The organism is Leptospira ellinghausenii, assembly GCF_003114815.1.
Lineage (GTDB): Bacteria > Spirochaetota > Leptospiria > Leptospirales > Leptospiraceae > Leptospira_A > Leptospira_A ellinghausenii.
The window spans coordinates 1,234,432-1,259,742 of sequence record NZ_BFAZ01000009.1; the positions used below are offsets into that span (position 1 = coordinate 1,234,432).

The following is a 25,311-nucleotide window of genomic DNA, read 5'->3' on the forward strand; positions in this document are numbered from 1 at the left end:
AAAGATTCAGAATCCAAAATGATTTTTTAATAGAATCGAATTAAATCAGACGATTCTTCTCTCGGTGTATGGAATCGATTCAAATCCGAATCTGCTTTTGGATAACCAATGCTTAAACCCATAATCACTTTTTCTTCTTTCGGTAGACCAAGTGTTTCACGAACCACTTCAGGGAAAGCGCCTAAAGCAGCTTGTGGGCAAGTTCCAAGTCCTTCTTCTCTTGCAAGAAGCAAAACAGATTGAAGGAAACAACCCAAATCAATTCCGACAAAAAAATTGAGATCAAATTTGGATGTGATAAAAACGGCGGTCGGTGCTCCAAAAAAACTAAAATTACGAAGCATAAATTGGTCTCTTGCTTCTTTATCTTTGCGATCAATGCCAGCCACTCCATAAATTTTCATACCCAAATCAAACATTCGTTTTTTGGCATCACTTGGATAAGATTCTGGCCAAGACGTTTCAGGAGTTGGTGCAGATTCTTTTGCTGTTTTTGTCAGTTTTTCTGCCAGTAGCTCTTTCTTGGCTCCACTGACAATATGAACCTTCCAAGGTTGGGAGTTTTTCCAACTGGGACTCCTTAACGATGTTTCGAAAATTCTGTTTAGAATTTCCTCTGGAATCGGTTTAGGATCATACTCTCGGATGCTATGACGAGTGTTCATTGCTTCGGAAACAGATTTTGTTACTTCATGAATGGAGATTAATTCTGGGTTCATCTTTCACCTTCATAAAACATACATACCAGTCGGTATGTATTTGCAAGGATTTTTTCCAGTCCAAATTCTAAATTGGAACAAAAAAATTGAACATACTGGTCGGTGTATTTCTTGATTGGATTTTGTTTATCCTCATTTTAGGACAGAAATGAAGAAGGAACCGACTAAATTACGTCTCTTGGCTGTCAGCCGAAACCTTTTTCTAAAACAAGGGTATTCAGAAACTGGTTTGAACCAAATTGTTGATGAGGCAAAAACGGTGAAGGCAAGTTTGTACCAACATTTTTCGTCAAAGGAAGAGTTGGGTAAAGAAGTTCTCAAAATTTATTCTGACGAAAATTTAAATTTACTCAAAACCTTAATGAAACGAAATCCAAAACCTTTAGACTTCATCAAAGCTTGGGTGCGAATCCTTTCCAGAGAAGCTCGGATGTCACAATTATTTGGATGTGGAATGGCGAATTTTCGTGCCCAAATTAATTCTGACGAAGTTCACATTCGTTCTGAAATTGAAAGGATCGCTAACCAAACGATCGATTGTTTATCTGAATTTCTGCAAAATTCAATCCAAAATGGTTATATTTCAAAGAAGGTGGACCCAAATTCACTCGCAAAACAGTTGTTTATTGTGTATGAAGGGGTATTGCAGAGTTATAGACTGTTAGATGACAAAAAATCATTAGACGAACTATATAAAATCGCCGAAAACCTAATCCCTATTTCAGAATGAAATCTATCGTTTTCCACTCCAGAATTCGATTGATTGTCCTGTTTCTTTTTGTCTCTACAATTGGAACAGTTTCGATTTTTGCAGAAGGAAATTTAGAAGTTTCGATCCAAATTGTAAAATCCAATTCTGGAAAACCAGTTCCAAATGCGGTAGTGATTTCGAAAAAAGGAAAAACAAGTGGTATCTCCAATTCGGAAGGGATCGCCAAACTACAGTTTCCTGAACCAGGTTATTATGAAATAAAGGTTTCCACTGCTGATAGAACCGAATCGTTATTCCGTGAAGTTCGTTTCAAAGGACAAGTGATTCTTGTTTCGATCTCTGAGACAAATCTTTCTGGAATATTGGTGAGTGGTGAAAGGGATAAAACTCCACTCTCTCGGTATGGGCTTGTCCAAGAAGAAATCAAACGTTTACCTGGAGTTTCGGGTGATTCATTAAAAGCCTTACAAACCGTTCCTGGTGTTGTGATTGGTGCACCAGTTGGAATTTTACCATCTGTATTTACCAATATCGGAACCAATTTACTCACAGGAAATCCCTACTCCAATAGTGAAAGAGGAGACTTGTCCTTACGAGGTGGAGGTACCAGACAAAACCAATACTATTTTGATGGATTCCCACTTCCTTATCCTTTCCATTTGGGCAACCAATCCTCTGTATTAAATAACAATTTAATCAAATCATTTGATGTATATACAGGCGCATTTCCAGCAAAGTATGGTTATGCGACTGGTGGGATCATTGCCATTGAAGGTACTGATCGAGTGGATGAGAATAAAACCATCATCAACGTAAATTTATTTTTATCTGATATTTATAACCAAACAAAAGTATTACCTGGTCTTGCTATGATCAGTTCTGGACGAAAAAATTATCCCAACTTAGTGCTTCTCCAAGCATACCCACAAGGGATTCCTGATGATGCCAAATTTGCTGAGTATCATGATTACCAATGGAAATTGATCTGGGATCTTCATTCAGACCATCGAATCACATTCCAAACATTTGGAACAAGGGATAGACAAGCATACACAAAAGCTCAGGCAGATTTAGAAAGAGGGGGTGGAGACCCACGACCACCGACTGGCCTTGACCGAATGTTCCGAACGGATGGTGTGCGATATGTATGGAAGGGAAAATCGTTTCGAAATACATTGTCTTATTCACGTACATGGTTTGATGAATTTTTTGAACTTCGATTCACAAATCCTCTCACAGCAGAAAATATTTTCGGATTACAAAATAGAACCTCTGATACCATCACTTACGTACAAAATGCATTTGAGTGGGAATTATGGGAGGAACACTTAAAATTTGAAGCAGGTGTTCAGGGTCGATTTCGTGAGACAACTTTAAAAGGAGAAAATATTTCGTCTTACAACCGTTTGTTTTATAATATTTTTAACGACTTGTTAAATTCCAATGCAGCATTTCGATCTGTCATCGATGGTGATCGAATTCGTTACCGTGAAAAGTCTGCCTATGCAGAATTCCAATTGAAGTATGGAGGCTTTCGTTTCACTCCTGGTGCACGTGTAGATAATTATTCGGGAAGTAATGAAACTAATTTAGCACCTAGAGTTACTGCCGGTTATGTTTTTGATGCAACGAAAACAAGTATTATGGCTGGGCATGGAATCCATTATAATGCTCCTGTTTCTGTGGAAGCCTTATCAAAAAAATCAGGGAATCCAGATTTATTCATGGAAAGAGCAGAGCATAATTCTCTGGGAATTAGCCAAGATTTTGCAAACAATTGGCAAATTAAAATCGAAGGTTTTCGGAATATATTCCAAAACATCATTGTTCCAGATGCTTATATAGTCGATCCTTATGCTCTCAATAATGATACACGTATCTTTGTAAACGAGACGGCAAAAGTTCTAGCAAACCCAATTACTCCTAAAAATTTGAATTACTCTAACGCTGGTTATGGGTATTCTGAAGGAGTGGAGATTTTTTTAAAGAAAACAAGAGACCCAAGAGAACAATCAGGATTGTTTGGATGGATTTCTTATACCAATTCAGTTACAAAACGAATCAATAACCAATCGAGACTTACAAGTGATGAGACAAGGAATCGAACCTTACAAAACAGTTCTAGAACATTACTAGCACAAACTAAACTTGGTACAAATTATATCAATTATTATGATGATAATAATTTGGAGATCATTTATAATAATGATAAACAAGAATTGTATGACCTCGATAGAACTCATATTCTAAATTTAGTTTTCGGCTATAAATTTAATCCAGAATGGATGATTGGTGGTCGCCTACGTTATTTTTCTGGAACTCCATATACACCCATAACAGGAGCTACACGAGCAAGCCAAGCAGCAACATTTGGACTCAATTTGTATTTTCCTAATTATTCAGGAAATTATAATAGTGATCGTTTTTTACCATTCCACCAATTTGATTTGCGAATTGACCGCATTGAAAACTATTCATGGGGTTATATAAATACTTACATTGAATTTGTGAATTTTTATGGTCGGAGGAACCAAGCAGGTTTTGAATTTGATAATACTAAAAATTACCAACGAAACCAAAATCCAAGCCCCACTTATGATACAGTGAACTCTCCTTACATCGTATCCCAAACACCCAATGGTAAAATGGCCATCATTCCTCTGATCAATATAGGGATGGAGGTAAGATTTTGAAATATTGGTTCATCATCATGATATGTACCATGGCACTTCCATCTTGTTTTGAAAGTGGAAAGGATGTGCAAAATAAGAAGGAAGAAGAACAAACTTGGATTCTAACAACATTGTATTGGCAAAGGAATTCGGGCAATTGTATCAAACTTGATACGAATACAAATTCTAGAACTTGTAGTCGCAGACCATTAGGGATTTGTAATGTGAACCAACTGATTGTGACACAGGCGGAAGTTAATTTTCTCCTGAACGAAACAAAAAACTTACAAAACCGTGTCCCAGATTGCCAAGAATCAATCTTACAATCGGGAATTTTAAATACAAAGGCAACCACAAACGCAAATACCGACAGCTTTAAAACAAGGTATGGATTTACCATAACGGAATCATGTGAAGTTGCTGGTGTTCAACCTGCAGCAGGAACACAACTTGCTAGTTTTGTCCAAATCCAATGGTTGGAATCGGCAAGAGGTAAAATTGCAAAATCAGCAAAAGCGATTGTTGCCAATGGATTTTTGCCCCAATCATCGAGAGATAAGGCTAACAGTTGTTTGCAAATAGAATTTTTAGAATGGGAAAAAGAGTTAGCCCAAGCGAACAACGACAACAAAATCCTGATCGAAATGTTGCTACCTTAAAATTGAAAATCCGCTTTCCTTTCTCTAAGACTCTACCATTTTGACTTTAATCCCAAGGAAATTGTAAATTATGAGTTTGAATCGATACAGCCGCGTTTTAACCCAAGATGAATCTCTCCCAGCATCCCAAGCCATGATCATTGGTTCAGGAGTACCTTATGAAGATTTAAACAAACCTTTTGTTGGAATCGGTAGTACAGGTTTTGACGGGAATCCATGTAACATGCATTTGACAACACTTGCTGCCTTACAAAAAAAAAGTGTCATCGATACAAAACAAATGGTTGGTCTACTCTTCAATACAATTGGTGTGAGTGACGGAATTACTAATGGAAATGATGGGATGCGTTTTTCCCTTCCTTCGAGAGAAATCATTGCAGATTCTATCGAAACAATTTCCGGAGCTCATTTTTATGATGGTCTTATCTTCACAGCTGGTTGTGATAAAAATATGCCAGGAGCCATCATGGCGATGGCTCGCCTCAACCGTCCTTCCATTATGGTATACGGTGGAACCATCAACGGGGGTCATTTCAAAGGTGAAAAATTAAATATTGTATCTGCTTTTGAAGCATACGGTAAAAAAATTAACGGTAAAATTTCAGAAGAAGATTTTAAAGAAGTCATCAAAAATTCATGCCCAGGCCCTGGAGCTTGTGGAGGGATGTACACAGCTAACACTATGGCAACTGCCATTGAAGTTATGGGAATGAGTTTACCATACAGTTCGTCTTCTCCAGCACGAAGTGAAGAAAAAAAGAAAGAATGCCAAGAGATTGGAAAGTATATGTACAAACTTTTGGAAAAAGACATCAAACCTTCTGATATCATCACTCCAAAATCCGTACTCAATGCTTTACGTGTCATCACCATCCTTGGTGGTTCTACAAATGCTGCACTCCATATGATCGCCATTGCACGTACGATGGGAATCAATTTGGACCTCGACCAAATCCAAAAGGTAACCGATACAACACCTCTACTTGCTGACATGAAACCAAGTGGGAAGTATTTGATGGAAGACCTATTTGCTATCGGTGGGACACCTGCCATCATGAAATTTATGCTGAAGGAAGGAATGTTAGATGGTTCTTGTATGACTGTTACAGGAAAAACCATTGCAGAAAATTTGGAATCACTTCCAGACCTTCCAAAAGACCAAGACTTACTCAGACCAGTGAGTAACCCCATTAAAAAAGAAGGCCACATACAAGTGTTATATGGTAACATTGCCAAAAAAGGTGCAGTTGCAAAAATCACTGGCCATGAAGGGGAAATGTTTGAAGGGAAAGCCATTTGTTTTGATTCGGAAGTAGAAGCAAACGAAGGCATCCGAGATGGGAAAGTGAAACCTGGCCATGTAGTTGTGATTCGTTATGTGGGACCAAAAGGGGGACCTGGGATGCCTGAGATGTTAAAACCAACCTCTGCCATCATTGGAGCTGGTCTTGGTGATAATGTAGCCCTCATCACTGATGGAAGGTTTTCTGGGGGAAGCCATGGATTTGTGGTGGGTCATATCACCCCCGAAGCGATGGAAGGTGGCGAAATTGCATTGGTGGAAAACGGTGATGTGATCTCCATTGATGCTCGAACGAACAAATTAGATGTAAAAGTGAGTGCGGAAGAACTAGAAAAACGCCGTGCCAATTGGAAAAAACCACCTTACAGAGTGACGAGTGGTTATTTATGGAAGTACATCCAAATGGTGAAGGATGCAAGTACCGGTTGTTTGACGGACCGGTAATTCAACCGATCCGTTTACCCACAAATTCCTTATTTTGAATTTGTAGGTGTTTCTTCTTTTCCGTTTGCGTGTTTGGCAAACCTACCTTTGCCAACATGGACGGGATCATAAGAATCCCAAGGCCATCCACCAAACTGAGTCTTACGGTAATCATCAAACGCTTGTTGGATTTCCTCTTGTTTGTTCATTACAAATGGTCCGTATTGGACAACCGGTTCTGCAATTGGTTTTCCTTCTAAGATCAGAATCCTTCCAGCTTCCGATCCGTTACGAATTTCGATAGTCTCGTCTGCTTTTAGGTTGTACATATGTTTTCCAGGGACTTGGGTTCCATCGACAACGAGTCCCTCTCCACGGAAATAGTACAGATTGCGATTGTTCTCTTTGGAAGTTGTTGGTATCACAAACTGAACTTCAGGGTCCAAATCCAAAATGTAAATTCCCACTTCGTTTGCTCGGTCTGCTGCCCATGAATTGGGTGGTGGGTCCAATGCTTTGTCACCAAATAGAGAACCTGCGACCGTTTTGATTTTGACCTGTTTATGATTTGAGTCAGATAGAATTTTCACTGGTATATCTTCGTTCCAAAACATTTTAAAATGTGGGTCAACAAACTTATGTTTAGCGGGTAAATTGAGCCAAATTTGGAAAAGTTCAAGTGTGTTTTCTTCTGATTCATTGATGAGTGGAAACATCTCAGAATGTTGGATCCCTGCGCCTGCCGTCATCCACTGCACATCACCATCACCATATCGGCCAGCAGCTCCCTGTGAATCTGCATGGTCAACCAACCCACGCTGAACAACTGTTACGGTTTCGAATCCTCTATGGGGGTGACCAGGAAAACCAGGAATGGTTTCTCCATGATACATCCTCCAACCATCTTTTCCGACAAAGTCCTGTCCAATTTGTCTTCCTTGTAAGGATGCATTGGGTCCAAATTTTCCATTGCCGTTGGGATAAAAATCTTCGTGGTGTACGCAGAACAAAAATGGGTCAGAAGTTGGCCATTGGAAGTCTAGTTTTTGAGCATATAATATGGATTTGTGTTTCATTTTGTCCTATCACAAAAGGGATCACCCTCTAATGATAAGACAAGGAAACGATGTCAAAAGTTTTTAACAAGAGATACATTCACACCAAAAGATCCAAATTCTTTTGAACTTTGTGAAGAATTTAGGTCTGGCACGGAGCTGAGTTCCACAGGAGTTTTTCCTTGGCCTAAATTAAATCCAGTCACTTCCGAAACACTAAAAGAGGACATCTGGTAAAACCCACCATATTTGATTCCCAAAGTATCAAATACTTTCCACACAAGTCCCATCTCCAAAGAAACCGAGGCACCACCAAGACCACGCATTAATCCTTCTTTTGATTGGAATGCCGTTAAATCAGTTTTGGAAACCGGAGAACTAAAAACAACTTGGTTACTTGCATTTAAACTACCTGTGGAAGATGTTTCAATTCCATAACTCAGTAGTTTTAGTTGGCCAGCAAAGATTGTTAAATCACCAATCATATAAAAATTGAGCCAGTCCGTGATGGATGTAGCAAAACCATAATTCATTCCATAGTTTTTTGTTCTAAATTCTACCGAACCCGTTGAGAACGCATAACCTTCAGTTACAGATTGATCTCCTGTTCGTAAAAATGGAAATTTTAATTGGAAGGATTGGAATGGACCTTTCGATGATAATTCTGAATAACTAAAACTCAATTCAGAAGATGTAGAATCAGTTAAATAGTTAATGGGACCTAAACCGATTTTAAATCCAACTTCGTTCACGCCAGATCTAACTTTATCATTTAGGTAAAGGCCATTTGTACTAAAGCTAGTCCTTGAATCGTTGTATTGTTCTCCTTTCGCATAAACAAATCCAATAAAAAAATCTTCTGAAAATTGATGAGAGTATTTAATGCGTGGTGAAATTGTGGAGGTTGGTCTTGATTCCGCACTCTCTGTGATAATACCTGGAGGGTTTAAATTATTTGTTGTGTTGCTGCTGTTGACAAAACTGGAAGCGACACGTGCAGAGTTTAGAATACTAGAGACTGATTGTGGTCCACCTTCTGAAGGAGTTTGCACGAATTCACCAGCAAGTTCTAAGACAGCAAGTCTCGATCCAAAAAACGATTTTTTGGGAGTGGGATTGGCTGGTGGATTTGGTTCTGGTGTTGTTTGGGTAACTGGTTGTGCCACCAGAGGAAGAGAGAAGAATAAAATGAAGATGAGGTGAAAAATCAGTGTACTTCGCATTCTCTCATAAATGAAAATCTAAGAAACTGTATCTATCAAAAAAAAATGAGAATGGCAAGTTGGAGTAAAAAATCTGCAAACATTGGAAATAAATTTCCTTTAGATTGTGTCTTGTCCTAATTCAAAGTAAAACGTTGTCCCTCCTTGTAACACACTTTCGACCCAAATTTTACCACCATGTTGTTCTATAAAATCTTTACTCAAGATGAGACCAAGTCCAGTACCTACTTCTTGTGCTGTTCCAGGTGTTGAAACCTTTTGGTCTAAGCGAAATAAAGAATTGATTTGATCCTTTGACATTCCAATCCCTTCATCTTTAACATAAAAACAAGAGTTTTTAGACTTAGTATCATTCTTTGCTTGAGAAGGATTACATCCAATTTCAATTGTTTGGTTATAATTGCTATACTTGATTGCATTTGAAATTAAATTACGAAAAATTGTTTCGATCATAAAAGAATCAGCAATCAAGTGAAATGTTTTTGGAATCTGATTCTTGAGTGATAAGTTCTTTTTATGAATTGATAATGAAAAAAGATCAATGGTTTTGTGAACTAAATCGTATAAAGAAATCAAAACAGGTTGGAATGTGATCATTCCATTTTGTGTGCTAGCCCAGTGGAGTAAATTTTCCATGAGAGAATAGAGTTTTTCTGACGATTCATTTAAAATTTGTAAGTTAAGTAACCTATCTTCGTTGGATAGTATTGTAATTTTTTCACTTAAATTTTTGGTAAACTCTCTATGGGATCCTAGAGGCCCTCTCAAATCGTGAGCAATGATTGAAAAAAATTTATCTTTCGTCGCATTTAATTCACTCAATTTTAGTGCTGCTTGTTTAAGTTTAGATTCATTTAGTTTATGTTCGGTGATATCACGTGCAATCGCACAATTATATTTTTTGCCATCGTATTCTACTAAGTTAACAGTCACTTCAATAGGAATTGTTTTTCCATCTTTTCGTTTATTGATTGTTTCTAATGTAAAAGATTTTCTCTCTAATATCTCTTGCCAATGTGCATCCCAAATCTCTTTTGTGAAGAGAGGATCAACTTGAAACATTGTCATCGAAAGAAATTCCTCTTTCGAATACCCAAAATTAATGCAAGCCGCGTTGTTAACGAAAATATACTTACCATTTTCATCCAACCACAGGATGGAATCAGATATGGTATCGATCGAAAATTGAGTAAAATGAAGTAAATCGCTAATCTTTGTTTGGTGGTTGTTTTGACTTATTTGAAACTGTTTTAGAGTTTGGTTCTCCTGTTCTAATTTTTGGATCTCAGCGAGGAGGACTTCGAAGGATTTTTGCGAAGTAGGCATACGGAATGACTTAGTTTACAATGATTACAATAAATTGCCAAGAACTATGTAGCCTTCAATTTAAGAATCCTATGCTGGAATTTGACTTGACCAAGTAAAAATGATCAATCTTACTAAACAGCCTCTAGTTATGGCCTGTCTGTATTGTCAAAAAGGTTCAAAAACATTTTCTCGTTTGGAACCTATCGAGGACTTGAGCCAAATTCCAAATTTTCCAATCCATGACATTGTAGGAGAAATACGAAATCCCTTCCGAGAAATTTATGAATGTACCCAGTGCCATCAGTATTGGTGGATCCGGGTAAAAGGGACGGGTGACCCAAGGTCCACCTATCCAGAGTATTACGAACAAACTGCTGAATTAATTGATGACCAACGTTCAGAACTGATACGTTATCCATCAGTAGAATCTCTTTTGCGTTATGGTGGATTAAACTATCCCTATACATTTTTTACTGAAGTTTTGGAAAAAATTGCAGTAACGGAAAAAGATTCACTCAAACAGATATTTTTAGAAAGAACTCAGAATCTACCTAGTTCGGCAAAACTATGGTTACGTACTTGGTTTCAAAAAGAATTTCCAAAAGAATTTTTAGATGAGAAAACAAAAGGTTTTCCATATAAGGCCAATTTACTGCATTCGATGCGAGAAGGAGAAATCATTTTGGTTACTGAGTGGATCACACTCGATCAATTTGTGATCCTTTCTGTTTACGATGATACCTACACTCTCACAGCCTTTCATTTAAATGAAAAAAAAGTCCTATGGAGTAGGCCAGTCAAACGACCTTTTTTGGAAGGTATGTCCATCCCTTATTTGTTCTATCAGTCTGGGTATTTGTGTTATTACCAAGGATTTCAAAAAGGATCAGAATATGATTCCAAACTCAATAGACCGAATGAATTGTTATTATTTGATCTGAATGGAAAATTAGAAATTTCAATTCCACTTGCCTTTCGTTGTTACGACGTACTGTCTACAGAAGAACGTGATGTTTCTGAATACCGAGTGGTTCATAACTTCGCTTTTACCATCATCGATGAAATCCTATACCTCCCTCATGGGAATGAAATCTATATTTACGATCTAAAATCAAAAAACCTGATCCATACCTTAAAATCGCCAAATGGTGATGCCTTTTCTGGTAAAACTTTCCTTACTGAAACAGGAATCATCCTGTTTCACACATGCAAGGGTGTATTTGCAATTAACAATGAGTATGAAATTGTATTCCAATACAGTTCCAAGTTCCATCCAGTTTTCATTGATTCAAATTTAAATTTTTATTATTACTATGCAATCGTAGACAATATCCAAACGGGAGAACAAAAGCGTTTTTCTAAAACAGAAGATTCGGGTATCAACCTTCCTTTCGAATTGGCATCTCTTCCTATAGAATTCAAAAATAGAATATTGATTCCATTTGTTTGGGACAAATCATATTTGTTAGATGAAAATCTCAATATCATAAAGGAATTCGAGTTTACATGTACGGATACCTTAGGTCCCCATTCTTTTAATGTTACAAAATCACCCATTCTCATCGTAGAAGACAAACTTGTTTTTACAAATGATTACCATTCTATCGTTATGATTGATGAGTTGGGAAATGAATTGAGTCATTTTCCAATCCAATCAGAAGTACTCCAATTGTTTAGTTTTGATGGAAGACATACCGTTGTAGTTCTTTCTTGTTATGATGAGTACAGTGACGAGAATCAAATTGATCTCATTTTACTCGGTCAAAATGGAGAACAACTACTACGAAAAATATTTCCAGGTCCAGAAGGATTGAGTGCCAACTTCAATGGATTTCTCATCTTTGCACAACAAAATCTGATTTATTCATACGATATGTTTCAGGAAATTGAGTTAACAAAAAATCCAAAATGAAAATTCAAAATCTTTTTCTACAATGTTTGGTACTTTTGTTCTGCTGTGAATTGTCAGCAAATGAATCCATTGTCAATCTAAGCCAAATACAAGAAAAACCTATTCATTTAGCAAAGTATATGTATGTCTTGGAAGATACCAATCATCAAATTGAATTCCAAGATTTAAAGTTAAATGTTTCCAAATATCCTTTTCATCAAAATCCAAATGCAAAAGAAGCCTTCAACTTTTCGTATTCTAAATCAACTTATTGGCTAAAAGTGAAAATTGTAAATCCATATGATCATGAATATAGTTCTAGTTTGGTTGTGAGTTATCCAAGATTAAAGACATTGGATTTGTATTTTGAAACAAATGAAGGAATGAAATTCATTCCTTCTGGATATGCTGTGGCAGCAATGGATCGACCATATCCTTCTAGAAATTTTGTTTTTCCCATAGTCTTTCCAAGAAATACAACTTCTACGATTTACTTAAAAGTAAAATCTCCAAATGCAATTAACTTACCAATACAACTTTGGAAACAAAAATCCTATGACCGACATGAAATCGATGATCATGTTTTGCAGGCGATTTATTTTGGTATGACACTTGCGATGATCGTGTTTAACCTTTTTGTATTTTTCATTTTAAGAGATATTAGTTATTTATTATATGTTCTGGTTGTATTAAGTTCTGCGATTGCGATTGCAACTCATAATGGAATTGCCTCCGAGTATTTATGGAACAACTCGCCATGGTTAGACCAATATGCCATTAATCTACTGATTTCCGTTGTATTGATTTTGTTCCTGATTTTTATGCGGACATTACTTCAGACTAAAAAAGTTTTACCACGATTTGATCGAGTGAATTGGCTATTAATTTTAATTCAGTTTTTGCTCCCTATAATTTACATAATTAACTTTGATCTGATTATTAAATGGTTAGTTTTAAGTCACACGATTACTTCTTTATGGATTCTTATCATCGGTGTTCTTTGCTCTTTTAAAAGACAACGAATTGCTTATTTTTTCCTTTTAGCCTTTGCTTTTTTATTCCTAGCACTAATCATTTCCACATTAAGAGCATTAGGATACATTCCTACAAATGTATTTACAATGGAAGGTCCACAATATGGATCAGCTGCTGAGATGATGTTACTTGCCTTTGCGTTGGCTGATCGTTACAATTTTATCATTAAAGAAAAAGAAATCGCTGAAAACAATGTCAAAATCAATTTAGAAAAATCCAATTTAGAATTAGAAGAAAAAGTAAAGGAAAGAACATTTAAACTTAACCAAACACTTAGTGTATTAAGAAGAGATCTATTTGTTGCTAAAAAAATTCAGGAAAACTCTATCTCTGTTGATGAAAAATTATTAGAACAACTCAATTTTGTTTTCAAATACCTTCCAGTTTCAGAAGTAGGTGGTGATTTTTTTGATATTACTCATCTTAAGGATTCCCGATTTAGAATTTTGGTAGCAGATGCAACAGGCCATGGAGTACATGCTGCTATGATCACGATGGCGATCAAAGGGTTATATGATCCAATAAAAGAATTCGAACTCACGCCAAGTAAAGTAATGGAAATTTTTAATGAAGAATTTATGGATAATTTTGTTTCATTAAACAGCTTACTGACAGCCATCATCATCGATATCCACTTTGAGGAAAAAACAATTCAATTTGCTTCTGCTGGTCATCCTTCTGCTGTGTTATTACAAAATGGAAAATTGAAACTTTTAGCAAAAACAGGAAGGATGATTGGACTGAAAAAACAAACCCATTATGAAAATATCGAACTTAAATTTGAATCAGGAAACCGATTGTTTATTTTTACAGATGGTGTTTATGAAGCTTTTAATCAAAATGATGAGGAATTTGGCGAAGAGAAACTCCATGCACTTTTTGTGAACACCACTCAATTGTCCTTATCCGAGGTGGAAGAGGAACTATTGAAATCTCTCCAAAATTTTCAGAATGGTCAGGACAGACAGGATGACCTAACCATTTTGGGTTTTGATTTGTAGCTTAAATTTTTAAAAAAAAGGTTTAATATTAAATTATTTTATATCAAATTAGGAGGCTAATCAGTCTATTTTCTAAAGGATCCAATAGGAAATCATATGAGTTTGTTGTTTGAAAAAGCAAAATTAGGAAATTTAGAATTAAAAAATCGTGTCGTAATGGCACCTATGACAAGATCGAGATCAATTGGAAATGTTCCAGGTGAAATCGTAGCGACATACTACGAACAAAGATCAGAAGCAGGACTTATCATTACAGAAGGAACCTCTCCGTCTCCGAATGGTTTAGGTTATGCGAGAATCCCTGGAATTTTTTCAAAAGAACAAACAGATGCATGGAAAGTTGTGACTGACAAAGTTCATAAAAAAGGAAGCAAAATTTTCGTTCAATTGATGCATACTGGTAGAATTGGGCATGAATTCAATTTGCCTAAATCAGCAAAAGTTCTTGCTCCATCTGCCATTATGGCAAAAGGCAAAATGTGGACTGATAGTAATGGAATGGTAGATCATCCAACTCCTAAAGAAATGTCCAAAGACGAAATTCAATCTACGATACAAGAATTTGTTTTAGCATCTAAGAATGCGATCGCTGCAGGATTTGATGGAGTTGAATTACATGCAGCAAACGGATATTTGTTGGAGCAATTTTTACACCCTTCTTCCAATCAAAGAACTGATGAATATGGTGGCTCAATTGAAAATCGTATTCGATTCATTCTTGAAGTGAGCAAAGCAGTTTCTGATGCCATTGGAAAAGAAAAAACTGGAATCAGATTATCTCCTTACGGAGCTTTTAACGATTTATTTCCATTTGAGGAAACTCATGATGAGTATTCTTTATTGTCACAAAAGTTAAATGAACTTGGTATTGTTTACATTCATTTGGTGGATCACTCTTCAATGGGAGCACCAACTGTAGATCCAAAAACTGTTTCAGCAATTAGAAATAATTTTAAACAGACTCTTATTTTAAGTGGAGGGTATGATTCACAACGTGCTGAAGCAGATCTAACATCAGGTAACGCTAATTTGGTGGCATTCGGAAAACCATTTCTTGCAAACCCAGATCTTGTGACTAAATTCCAAAAGAATATACCTCTTGCAAATTTTGATGAAGCCACTTTATATACTCCCGGAGAAAAAGGTTACATCGATTATCCACTTGTCTCCTAATGGATAAAAGCGTTCATTTTTATGGGCGCCTCAATTTGAACTGTAACAGATGCTAAATTCTATGAAGGAACGGGCTCCTACGGGGTCCGCTTTCGCTCCCGTCCAAAGAGGTTTCACCTCATTGGACCTAAAGCCCTCCAGATCCCTGGCGCTATTGGACTCTATGACTTCTTTCCTGTACTGAAATACACACTTTCTCCAATGTCTTAGTCATTTGCAGAATGCAATGTACAGATCTTGAATGAAAATACATTCCTGAAAAATTCTCTCCTTGTTTAATCTGTTATAGTGAATTTAATATCCACTATGTCAGACACACTCATCCAACAAGAAACAAGTAAAGTACACAAAGAAGTCATTGATGCGAATGAAAAATATGCATCGGAATTTGGAAAAAAAGGCGATCTAACGTTACCTCCGGCGAGGAGTTTTACCATCCTTACTTGTATGGATGCAAGACTGGATCCTGCCAAATATGCAGGTCTAGCAGAAGGTGACGCACATGTGATCCGAAATGCAGGTGGTCGAGCGAGTGATGATGCCATTCGTTCCTTGGTGATATCGTATAAGTTATTAGGAACCAAAGAATTTTTTGTCATCCATCATTCAGACTGCGGGATGGAGTTATTCACCGATGCTATCATTCGTAATCTCCTCTCAAAAAGTCTAAACACCGCAACGATTGATTCAAATGGTTGGCGAAATGTAGAAGAATCAGGTGGCTCGGACGAAGCAAAATACATTCCTTTTTTAACCTTTGATCATTTGGAACAAAGTGTCATCGATGATGTCAAAAGAATCCGAAACCATCCTTTGATTCCGAAAAGCATCCCTGTTTACGGATACTATTATGATGTCAAAACAGGAAAATTGATCGAAGTCAAAGAAGCAACAAGGATCGGTAGGGCTGCCTAAACCAGTTTCAATCAAAAAGCGATAATATGAACTTTTCCAAACTAAATTCCTGAGTTTTCGAAATCACCTTCCAGAAAGGAAGGGAATTTGATAGAGAGGACGTATTGGGTGGCGGGTCTAGTTCCCCACCCAAAATCGGGCGGGGATACTCATATCCCAAGTGTACCGAAGCAAAACCCAAGAAATTCCCAAATTTTAGCAATTCCGATTGACGAAATCATCTTAATTTCTTTATTTAACCAAAAGGTTAATTAGCTAAATGGTTAAATTAGAACAAACGGAAGAATCCTTAAATTCTACCTTCCAAGCCCTTGCTGATCCAACGCGTAGAAAAATCCTCATGCAACTTGTCTCTGGCGAAGCGACGGTTTTGCAATTAGCAGAACCATTTCAAATGAGTCTGCCTGGAATTTCAAAACACATCAAGGTATTAGAGAAAGCTGGATTGATTGAAAGAGGAAAATCAGCACAATATCGCCCGTGTCGTATCAAAGCAGAAGCATTAGAAGAAGCTAATTTATGGTTACAACAATATAAAAAGTTATGGGAAGAACGTTTTGATCGTTTGGACCAATACTTGATGGATTTGCAACAAACAAAAGGAAAAGATTAGAATGTACCAACATGAAGCCATTATCACATTAGAAGAAAAAATCGTAAGATTAGAACGCACATTTCGTGCACCATTAAAACTTGTTTGGGAAGTTTGGACAAATCCTCTTCATATAGAAAAATGGTGGGGACCAAAAGGATTCACCAATCCAATTGTGGACTTTGATTTCCAAGTTGGTGGTTCATATAGAATTGTGATGAGATCTCCAGAAGGTATTGATTATCCAGTCAAAGGAAAATTTTTAGAAATAACACCTTATCAAAGTTTTGTGATGAGTGATTTAGTTGATGAACATCCTGATGAATGGGTGAAAGAAGTTCAAAAAATCGCTGGAGTTACCGGTGATCGTTCAATGTTAAATTCAAAGTTACGAGTATTATTTGAAGAAACGAATGGAATAACAAAGGTAATATTGATAACAGAATTCATGTCAAACCAAATCCGCGATGGCTTCGCAAATTCTGGTATGAAAGAAGGATGGTCACAAAGTTTCGAAAAACTAGAAGAAGAAGCATTACCTGAAACCAATGAATTGATAATTGAAAAAAAATTATCACATCCAATTGAAAATGTTTTTGCAGCATTTGCAGATCCAACCAATATAAATCTCTGGTGGGGACCAAATGGTTTTACAACATCAACTGAATTTAGAGAATTTAAAGTAGGTGGTAAATGGATTTATACTATGAAGGCTCCCGATGGAACTATTTATCCAAATTTAGTTCAGTATAAAGAAATTCGAGATTGCGAATATTTAGAATATATTCATGGATCCGGCTCAACTGAAAAGGATGATAATTTCATTGTAAGGATCACCTTTACTGCACTTTCAGAAAATCATACAATTATCAAAATGAAAATGACCTTTCCGAATTCAAGTGTTAGGAATTCAGTAGTTGACTTTGGAGCAATTGAAGGTGCTCACCAAACACTGAGCAGATTGAATCAGTTTTTGGTAACAAAATAATAAGGTTAGCAGGTAAAAAATGACACGCGCTAGTTTATGGGAAGATTTAAAAAATGCATTATCTGGTTCTGAGGAAGATTATACTGAAATCAGTATAAGAAAAGCAATATTTCTATTATCTGTCCCAATGATTTTAGAACTAGTATTAGAATCTGTTTTTGCAGTTGTAGATATTTATTTCGTAGGATCATTAGGAGCATCTGCGGTTGCAACTGTTGGACTCACAGAAACTTACTTATTTCTTCTTTATGCAATTGCAATGGGATTATCTTTTTCAGTGACTGCCATTGTTGCTCGACGCATTGGAGAAAAAGAAAAAGATTTGGCTGGTATTGCCGCAATTCAATCGATTTGGATTGCTATCTTAGCTTCAATTCCATTTTCTATCGCAGGAATTTTTTATTCTAAAGAATTGTTATTGCTAATGGGAGCTGATGAATGGGTCCTAAATGAAGGACATTATTATATGCAATGGATGTTAGGTGGTAATTTCATTGTTATACTATTATTTTTGATCAATGCTGTATTTCGTGGAGCAGGGGATGCCGCCATTTCGATGCGAGTACTTTGGCTTGCAAATGGATTAAATATCATTTTTGATCCAATTTTTATTTTTGGATGTGGACCAATTCCCGCTTTTGGGATAACAGGTGCAGCAATCGCTACCAATATTGGAAGAGGAATTGGTGTCCTATTCCAAATGTGGCTGCTATTTCGAGGTGGAAAACATATCAAAATACTGAAAAGCCATCTTAAAATTGAATGGGAATCGATCCTTGGTATTCTCAAAACTTCATTAGGTGGTATTGGCCAAATGATAGTTGGAATGACTTCTTGGATTTTTATCATGAGAATCTTGTCTGAATTTGGGAGTCAGACCGTCGCTGCGGCAACGATTGCACTTAGAACGATGATGTTTACTTTAATGCCATCTTGGGGGATGTCAAATGCTGTTGCAACTTTGGTAGGGCAAAATCTAGGAGCTGGAAAACCAGACCGAGCCGAACAATCAGTTTGGGTTACTGGCTTATGTAATATGTGTTATTTGGTATTAGTGTCTCTCATTTATTTTTTCTTAAGTGAAAGGATTATTGGGATCTTTACTTCTGATCCTAAAGTAATTATAATCGGATCTGAGTGGTTACGCATTGTGTCTTACTCATATTTTGTTTATGCTTGGTGGATGGCAGCAAGTCAGGCTTTTAATGGAGCTGGTGATACCATGACTCCTACTAAAATTAATGTAATCTTTTTCTGGATCATTCAAATTCCCTTAGCATACACATTGGGAAAATACTTTGAATTTGGTTATCGTGGAGTTTTTTGGGCAATGATGATATCTGAAACATCAGTAGGTATATATACACTCTGGTTATTTACAAAAGGAAAATGGAAAGAAACTAAAGTTTGATCTATCTAAGGAAAGTTTAAAATGAAATCTAATAAACCTGACAATATAGATGAATATATACTTTCGTTTCCAAAGGAAATTCAAAATATATTGAATCATGTCCGAAAAATCATTCGAGAAGAAGCACCTAATGCGAAAGAGGCGATAAAGTATGCAATACCAACTTTTATTCTGGACGGGAATTTAGTCCATTTCGCAGCGTTTAAGAATCACATTGGATTTTATGCATTACCATCCGGAAATAATAAATTCCAAAAGGAAATTTCAAAGTTTAAATCTGGAAAAGGTTCTATTCAATTTCCAATCGCGGAACCTATGCCTGATGAACTGATTCGAAAAATTGTAAGGTTTAGAATCAAAGAAAATGAAACTAAAGAAAAAAAAAACAAAAATTAAATCCAAAGATCATTTTAGGAATATTGTAGGAAGTGAGACCTTCATTGTCAGATATTATTATTTCCTTTTCTAAAGTATGAACTTTTTCTAATTTAATTTTTACAAAACACAGTTTTGGTTTCTGAAATAAGACCTTTATGATAGAGAGGACGTATTGGGTGGCGGGTCTAGTTCCCCTCCCTAAATCGGGTGGGGATACAGAAATCCATTTTGTACGAACAACCTCCCCATAAAAACATATCCATGATTCATCCTGTCCTCACTGCGCTTCGAGGCACGGCGTCGCTCGTCGAAAGCCATCGTGGCTTTCTTTCTGTTTTGTTCGCTTCCTATGGGTCGCTCACAAAACAGCTCGCGCCACTGTTCGAGTTGATTGTTTTGATTAGATTGAATGGATTGTTGAAAGATTGTCATGCGGGCGAAGGGACTCGAACCCTCGCCAGAAGCTTGGAAGGCTGCTGTGCTACCGTTACACCACACCCGCGACGTAAATACATAGTTTTGTCTGAGGGTTAAGGGTCAATGATTTTTGGTTCCAGAATGTATGGGTGGAAGAAAATGAGTCTATGGCCCTCCCTCAAGCGCTCGAAAATTATCGAAAACAATATCGAAAAATCAAACTTTTCCAAGATATTTCATCCGTTCTCCACTGGGACTCAGAAGTAATGATGCCAGAAGAAGGACGAGAGTATCGATCAACTCAAATTGCTGCTGTTGCGGAACTCACCCATGAATGGATGACGGATCCATCTTTTTTGGAGCTCATTCAATCTGCAAAATTAACCACAAAAGAACTTCCAGAATCGGAAAGATCATTATGGAATCGTGAGCTTGAAATTTTGATGGAGGAAAAAGAAAAAGCAGATAAATTGCCATCTGAATTTGTTGCTGAATTTGCAAAATTGACCAATTTAGCGCATGCGGAATGGGCTGAAGCTAAAAAAGAAAGAAACTTTAAATTGTTTTCGGACAGGCTTGAAGAACTAGTTAATTTATCCAAAAAACAAGCGGATTACTTTGGTTATACGACCGAACCATATGACGCCTTATTAGATACTTATGAAAAGGGTGCCCAAGCCAACCAAATTCAAATTTTATTTTCTGACTTAAAAAATTCTCTCATTCCTATTGTTGCAAAAGCACCAAAGTTCGAAAATCCATTCAAAAAACCAATACCAATAACCAAACAAACCAAATTCTGTAATCGACTTCCTTCGATATTAGGACTTACAAAGAAGGAATCAAGATTAGACATTAGTAATCATCCTTTTTCCACAAGTTTAGGAAAAGGGGACAAACGAATCACAACTAGGTATTCTGAAACAGATCCACTAACTTCCATCTTCGGCGTGTTACATGAGACCGGACATTCTTTATATGAGTCTGGATTGTCCACAATGCCAAATTGGCCAAATCCATTAACTGAGTATCTAAGTTTAGGAATTCACGAATCACAAAGTCGATTGTGGGAAAACCAAGTGGGAAGGTCTCTACCTTTTTGGGAATTTATGTATCCCATTTTATTAAATGACTTTGAATTGTCTGAATCAGAACTTCCTTTTCAAGATTTATATAAATATATCAACAGCACGGAAAAATCTAAGATACGAGTGGAAGCAGACCAGGTCACTTATAATCTCCATATCATTTTGCGATTTGAGATTGAAAGAGATTTGATTAATGGTAAAACCAAAGTTAAAGATTTACCAGAAATTTGGAATTCCAAAATGAAAGAAAGTTTTGGAATGACGATTGAAAACGATGCAGAAGGAGTTTTACAAGACATTCATTGGTCTATGGGAGCCTTTGGATATTTTCCAACATATACATTAGGAAATATTTTCAGTGCACAATTTTTTAAAAAATTTACACAAGAATATCCCGATTCGCATAACAAATTTGCTTCGAAAGGTGATTTTTCAGATTTATTATCTTGGTTACGAAAGAACATTCATTCCAAAGGTAAAATCTTAACGATTGAAAATTTAGTTTCAGAAGCTACTGGCGAACCAGCAAATGCGAAGTATCTTATTTCATATTTAGAAGAAAAAATAAAGGAAGTTTCAATTTCCAATTAATTGAATCAAAGGAATCACTATGTCTGGATCAGAACAAGTATTAGAAAAACTCAGTCAACTTTCGTATTTTGATAATTTAGCATTATACTATTTGTGTAATGAAACTCCACCTCAAACATTGGCATTGGCTTTTTTACAAATGGACGAAAAGATTGCTGGATCAATGTTAGGTGTTTTAGATTTACAACGAAGAAAATATGTTCATGAACTTATGGCGTTACAAAAAGATAGTACCGAAGAGTCAAAAAAATCCGCCGCAGAAGGACTGTTACTCATTGCCGACGGACTTATTTCTAGAAATTTAATTAGCAAACAAGGTCACTATTTTTTCGGAACAAAAAAATAATACATCCCAAGTCCTAAACAATACCAACCAGCCAGAAAACTCACTCCTCCAAAAGGAGTGATGGCACCAAGAATTTTAAGTCCTGTAATTGCTAAGGTATATAAACTAAAAGAAAAAATTAGAATTCCTACCAAAAACATCCAAATCGATATTCTAAGATATTTTTTTGTTTTCTCGGATGTCTCATTTTGTTCAGAAAATATTAACATCAAAAATACGAAAAGAGCTGTAATGCTATGGTAAAAATGGTATTTATTTCCAGTTTCAAAAGTGATCATAAGATCCGGTGGTATGATTTTTTTCAGACCATGTGCCCCAAAGGCACCAATCGCCACTCCTAAAAACCCAGATAAACAAATGAGTAAGATTAAAACTAAATCGGATTGCTTCTTGACAAGTTTCATATTCGATACTTCCTATTGCCTATGACTTCAGATCTATCCGGAAAGAATACTAAATTTGTTCGAGTTTGGCGACAACTCAATGTGGACGATGTAAAAAAACAATTACTCTATATCGATGATCTTTACGGAACTTGTGGAAATTGCAAAAAACTTGGACTCAATTATCTCAAGGATAAAAAATGCCCTGAATGTGGAATTACTTTTAAATATCTAGCAACTAAATTGAGTAAGGTGGCAGATATTTCCAAAATTTTGAGTAGAATTGAAAAAGAAGGATTGGAACTTACACTGATTGAAAGAGAAGATTTTGAAAGATCAAGTGCCTCAGATGCAGCACGTGATCTTTTTAAATCGTAAAATATTTTAACTAGAACTTAAAAGACCAACCAAATTGAGCTGTTTTATTATGAGCAGCGGTGTCTTCCCAAGCATCAAATGCTCGCACAACTCTCGTTACTGCCATTGCAGCAAAAATTCCAACAGCGTTTGGTGATTCCCAAACATTTCCTGGTCCTTTTGCATTCAACATATGATCATAAATATTCTTTTTCGGTAAATTCTCTTGTGCATATAAGTATGCACCACCTACCAAAATCAAATCACATAAGAAATAAATACTCATACTAACAAATGTATCGCGATTTGTGAATAAAGGAGAATTCCAGGAATTGTAACCAACAGAGGCCATAGGTGTAATTAAATTTAATCCTTGGGAAACAATATGATATTTTTCAGTCAGTGGAAGCGCTGATTCGTGAGGGGGTTTTTGTAATAACTCTTGTTCCAAAATTTGTTTCCACATTTTTTCCTGTCCCCTTCTAGGAGACTCGATACGGATAATGGAATCGGGGGATGTTTTCCCAACTTTTCCTACATAGATGTTAAAGTCATATGGATTACTCCAACGATTTCTGTATCGATACATAAAACCTTGGGTTTTTTCATCTGCGTAAAAATCTGGATCTAACTTGTTGAGAAGTGCTAACAGACGAATATTTACATCATCCGGCCCACCTAATACTTCAACAGTTTCCCCTGCAAAAATTGATGTAGGAGAGAAGCATAAAAGAAATAAAAGTAACGATATTTGCGTTATGCGAATATTTAATTTTGATTTTAAAAAATTCATGATTGGACCACTGGTAATTGAAGATAAGCATTGACTAAACCTAAAGAATTGTATGTGGCATGGCAAGCCATCGCAATCCAAAGATTTCCCGTTTTAATGTACAAGTAACCAAAAAACATTCCTACACCACAAATGATGAAAGGAATGGCAATGGAAGTACCTTCTCCATAATGTAACCAACCGAATAATAAGGATACAATGAGTAAACCTTCTTGGGTTAATCCTTTATCAATGAAGGCTTTTAGCAAAAAACCTCTAAAGAAGATTTCTTCCAAAATTCCTGTAATGATACCTACAACATATATTCCCCATGCAAGTAGGTAACCATTTCCATGAATGGATTCGTATAATTTTTTTGCAAAAACACCTGATTCTAATGGAACCGATAATTTCTCTAGAATCACACCAAAAACAACCACAACAAAAAAACAAATGAAACCATTCGATATGCCACGTAATAAAATTGGAATTGAAAGTTCATCCTGTAAATTTGTGACAGGGATTTGTAATACTTTTTTGTATAATAAATAACCAAGCCCCACATAACACAAAAACCATGGAACTGAGTGTCCTAATAAGTAATATGGTTTTTCAGAAAAAACAATCTCATAGAATTCGCTAAGTAATACGTTTGGATTTTCGGTAATTTCTTTCTGAAATTGGTCTTTGATCGGACTTACTACTTTTTGGTATTCCGCCAAAAGTCCTGAAAAATCTAACTTACCTTCAGAGTATTCTTCATAGAGAGGAAGGATTTGTTCTTCTGGAATCCTTTGGTTTAAGACCGAGTGGTTTACAAACGCCAAAAAGAATACGGAATAAAAAAAGGAACATACATAGACGAGACCCAAAGAGTAGGCAGTGAGCCGAAAGATCTCAAAAAATCGATTCTGCATCTGCCTTACAGTTCCTCAATTTCGGCAAGAATCGTCATCGTTTTTTTGAGAAATGGACGATAATCATTTTAGAAGATTATGTCTAATCGCCTTGTTTTACTGAAATGGACTGTGATTTGGATCGGTTTTGGAGCCGTGACGAATCTATTTCCTGGTCCTCTCACATTGGCCAACCTAGAATATTCAAATCCATCATTAAAAAACCTTCGTTCCGAAATCAAAGAAAACCTGAGAATTTCAAAATCAGGCACTAAAAAAGAAATCCTCATCCCACTCAAATATTACGAATACAAGGTGCAAAAGGAAGACAACTTTTTCAAAATCATGGCGCGAACAGGTATGGATTTAGAAACCTTATCCTCCGTTAACGAACTCAGTTCCCCTCATGATTTATCACAAGGTATGATCCTTGAAATTCCAAATATGCGCGGAACATTCCATCCAGAAGAAACGGATGGTAGTGACAAAACAAAATCGATTCTAGCAGAAAAATACCAAATTGATGCAAACAAATTGCAATATGATTCCGAACGAGGTAAGTGGTTTTTACCTGGTATCTCAATGGGGAAATCAGAAAAATCTTTCTTTTACGGATTTGGATTCCAGTTCCCGCTAACAGCCGCTATCATCTCCTCAAATTTTGGAAAACGATTAGATCCTTTTACTAAAAAAGAAACTTTTCACGGTGGTTTGGATATGGCCGCCAAACAAGGATCAGATGTATTTTCTTCAATGGATGGAGAAGTTAGTTTTGTTGGTGCTCAAGGTGGATATGGTAATCTAATTATTATTAAACATATTTTAGGTTACGAAACTAGATACGGACATCTATTGAACTTTGCTGTAAAACATGGACAAAGAGTCAAAAAAGGCGAAAAAATTGGGGAAGTAGGTCAAACAGGTAGAGCGACCGGTCCACATTTACATTTTGAAATTAGAAGAAATTCAAAAAGAGAAAGACCTATTTTTCGATCTCATTAAA

23 protein-coding genes and 1 tRNA gene are annotated in these 25,311 nt (G+C 36.3%); 16 read left to right on the forward strand and 8 right to left on the reverse strand.

Features of this window, described 5'->3' with window-relative positions; genetic code table 11:
• Positions 1-26 precede the first annotated feature (26 nt).
• Positions 27-719, reverse strand: a complete 693-nt coding sequence (locus DI076_RS14320; RefSeq protein ID WP_108960449.1) for a nitroreductase — start codon at positions 717-719, stop codon at positions 27-29.
• A gap of 148 nt (positions 720-867) precedes the next feature.
• Between DI076_RS14320 and DI076_RS14325 the strand changes: the two genes are divergently transcribed.
• From DI076_RS14325 to ilvD, 4 genes are all read left to right on the forward strand, one after another.
• On the forward strand, positions 868-1,449 hold the full coding sequence (locus DI076_RS14325; protein ID WP_108960450.1) for a TetR/AcrR family transcriptional regulator: 582 nt from the start codon (positions 868-870) through the stop codon (positions 1,447-1,449).
• Positions 1,446-4,124 (forward strand): TonB-dependent receptor, encoded by a 2,679-nt coding sequence (locus DI076_RS14330; RefSeq protein ID WP_108960451.1) that lies wholly within the window; start codon positions 1,446-1,448, stop codon positions 4,122-4,124. The genes DI076_RS14325 and DI076_RS14330 overlap by 4 nt, the downstream gene beginning before the upstream one ends.
• Positions 4,121-4,762, forward strand: coding sequence for a hypothetical protein (locus DI076_RS14335; protein ID WP_369689768.1), 642 nt, complete (start codon positions 4,121-4,123; stop codon positions 4,760-4,762). The genes DI076_RS14330 and DI076_RS14335 overlap by 4 nt, the downstream gene beginning before the upstream one ends.
• A 70-nt stretch (positions 4,763-4,832) precedes the next feature.
• Positions 4,833-6,509 carry a dihydroxy-acid dehydratase gene (gene ilvD, locus DI076_RS14340; RefSeq protein ID WP_108960452.1) on the forward strand — a complete coding sequence of 559 codons (1,677 nt, stop codon included), beginning with the start codon at positions 4,833-4,835 and terminating at the stop codon, positions 6,507-6,509.
• 29 nt (positions 6,510-6,538) lie between these two features.
• Here ilvD and DI076_RS14345 read toward each other — a convergent pair whose 3' ends face one another.
• The 3 genes from DI076_RS14345 to DI076_RS14355 all read right to left on the reverse strand — a co-directional run bounded on the left by DI076_RS14345 (position 6,539) and on the right by DI076_RS14355 (position 10,092).
• The gene (locus DI076_RS14345; protein WP_108960453.1) at positions 6,539-7,564 is read right to left on the reverse strand and encodes a pirin family protein; all 1,026 of its coding nucleotides are present in this window, start codon (positions 7,562-7,564) and stop codon (positions 6,539-6,541) included.
• Between the two features lie 53 nt (positions 7,565-7,617).
• Positions 7,618-8,766, reverse strand: coding sequence for a hypothetical protein (locus DI076_RS14350; RefSeq protein WP_108960454.1), 1,149 nt, complete (start codon positions 8,764-8,766; stop codon positions 7,618-7,620).
• Positions 8,767-8,865: 99 nt separating this feature from the next.
• Positions 8,866-10,092, reverse strand: a complete 1,227-nt coding sequence (locus tag DI076_RS14355) for a PAS domain-containing sensor histidine kinase (protein WP_108960455.1) — start codon at positions 10,090-10,092, stop codon at positions 8,866-8,868.
• Between the two features lie 193 nt (positions 10,093-10,285).
• On the opposite strand from DI076_RS14355, the gene DI076_RS14360 reads away from it, so the two are divergent.
• The 8 genes from DI076_RS14360 (at position 10,286) to DI076_RS14395 (ending at position 19,476) form a co-directional block, all read left to right on the forward strand.
• Entirely contained in the window at positions 10,286-11,986 is a 1,701-nt protein-coding gene (locus tag DI076_RS14360; protein WP_369689769.1) for a hypothetical protein, read from the forward strand.
• Positions 11,983-14,001 (forward strand): 7TM diverse intracellular signaling domain-containing protein, encoded by a 2,019-nt coding sequence (locus DI076_RS14365; RefSeq protein ID WP_108960456.1) that lies wholly within the window; start codon positions 11,983-11,985, stop codon positions 13,999-14,001. Before DI076_RS14360 ends, DI076_RS14365 begins: the two co-directional genes overlap by 4 nt.
• 96 nt (positions 14,002-14,097) lie before the next feature.
• A complete protein-coding gene (locus DI076_RS14370) occupies positions 14,098-15,174 on the forward strand; it encodes an alkene reductase (protein WP_108960457.1) in 1,077 nt (358 codons plus the stop codon).
• 306 nt (positions 15,175-15,480) lie between these two features.
• Positions 15,481-16,089 (forward strand): beta-class carbonic anhydrase, encoded by a 609-nt coding sequence (locus DI076_RS14375; RefSeq protein ID WP_108960458.1) that lies wholly within the window; start codon positions 15,481-15,483, stop codon positions 16,087-16,089.
• Between the two features lie 259 nt (positions 16,090-16,348).
• Complete coding sequence (locus tag DI076_RS14380) at positions 16,349-16,702, forward strand: ArsR/SmtB family transcription factor (RefSeq protein WP_108960459.1); 354 nt, start codon at positions 16,349-16,351, stop codon at positions 16,700-16,702.
• 1 nt (position 16,703) lies between these two features.
• A complete protein-coding gene (locus tag DI076_RS14385; protein WP_108960460.1) occupies positions 16,704-17,669 on the forward strand; it encodes an SRPBCC family protein in 966 nt (321 codons plus the stop codon).
• A 19-nt stretch (positions 17,670-17,688) separates the two neighbouring features.
• Positions 17,689-19,080 (forward strand): MATE family efflux transporter, encoded by a 1,392-nt coding sequence (locus DI076_RS14390; RefSeq protein ID WP_108960461.1) that lies wholly within the window; start codon positions 17,689-17,691, stop codon positions 19,078-19,080.
• Between the two features lie 21 nt (positions 19,081-19,101).
• Entirely contained in the window at positions 19,102-19,476 is a 375-nt protein-coding gene (locus DI076_RS14395; protein WP_108960462.1) for an iron chaperone, read from the forward strand.
• 413 nt (positions 19,477-19,889) lie between these two features.
• On the opposite strand, the gene DI076_RS14405 is transcribed toward DI076_RS14395, so the two are convergent.
• Positions 19,890-19,960, reverse strand: a tRNA-Gly gene (locus DI076_RS14405).
• Between the two features lie 82 nt (positions 19,961-20,042).
• On the opposite strand from DI076_RS14405, the gene DI076_RS14410 reads away from it, so the two are divergent.
• Entirely contained in the window at positions 20,043-21,554 is a 1,512-nt protein-coding gene (locus DI076_RS14410) for a carboxypeptidase M32 (protein WP_108960464.1), read from the forward strand.
• A 19-nt stretch (positions 21,555-21,573) separates the two neighbouring features.
• The gene (locus DI076_RS14415) at positions 21,574-21,900 is read left to right on the forward strand and encodes a hypothetical protein (protein WP_108960465.1); all 327 of its coding nucleotides are present in this window, start codon (positions 21,574-21,576) and stop codon (positions 21,898-21,900) included.
• On the opposite strand, the gene DI076_RS14420 is transcribed toward DI076_RS14415, so the two are convergent.
• Positions 21,876-22,304 carry a DUF423 domain-containing protein gene (locus DI076_RS14420; RefSeq protein WP_108960466.1) on the reverse strand — a complete coding sequence of 143 codons (429 nt, stop codon included), beginning with the start codon at positions 22,302-22,304 and terminating at the stop codon, positions 21,876-21,878. The two genes, DI076_RS14415 and DI076_RS14420, sit on opposite strands and share 25 nt — an antisense overlap.
• A 21-nt stretch (positions 22,305-22,325) precedes the next feature.
• On the opposite strand from DI076_RS14420, the gene DI076_RS14425 reads away from it, so the two are divergent.
• Positions 22,326-22,661: a hypothetical protein gene (locus DI076_RS14425; protein WP_108960467.1), complete on the forward strand. Its 336-nt coding sequence runs from the start codon at positions 22,326-22,328 to the stop codon at positions 22,659-22,661.
• A gap of 10 nt (positions 22,662-22,671) precedes the next feature.
• Here DI076_RS14425 and DI076_RS14430 read toward each other — a convergent pair whose 3' ends face one another.
• Together DI076_RS14430 and DI076_RS14435 are read right to left on the reverse strand one after the other, a co-directional pair.
• A complete protein-coding gene (locus DI076_RS14430) occupies positions 22,672-23,433 on the reverse strand; it encodes a hypothetical protein (RefSeq protein ID WP_108960468.1) in 762 nt (253 codons plus the stop codon).
• Positions 23,430-24,329 (reverse strand): CPBP family intramembrane glutamic endopeptidase, encoded by a 900-nt coding sequence (locus DI076_RS14435; RefSeq protein WP_108960469.1) that lies wholly within the window; start codon positions 24,327-24,329, stop codon positions 23,430-23,432. The genes DI076_RS14430 and DI076_RS14435 overlap by 4 nt, the downstream gene beginning before the upstream one ends.
• Positions 24,330-24,407: 78 nt before the next feature.
• Between DI076_RS14435 and DI076_RS14440 the strand changes: the two genes are divergently transcribed.
• Positions 24,408-25,310, forward strand: coding sequence for a peptidoglycan DD-metalloendopeptidase family protein (locus tag DI076_RS14440; protein WP_108960470.1), 903 nt, complete (start codon positions 24,408-24,410; stop codon positions 25,308-25,310).
• Position 25,311: the final 1 nt, after the last annotated feature.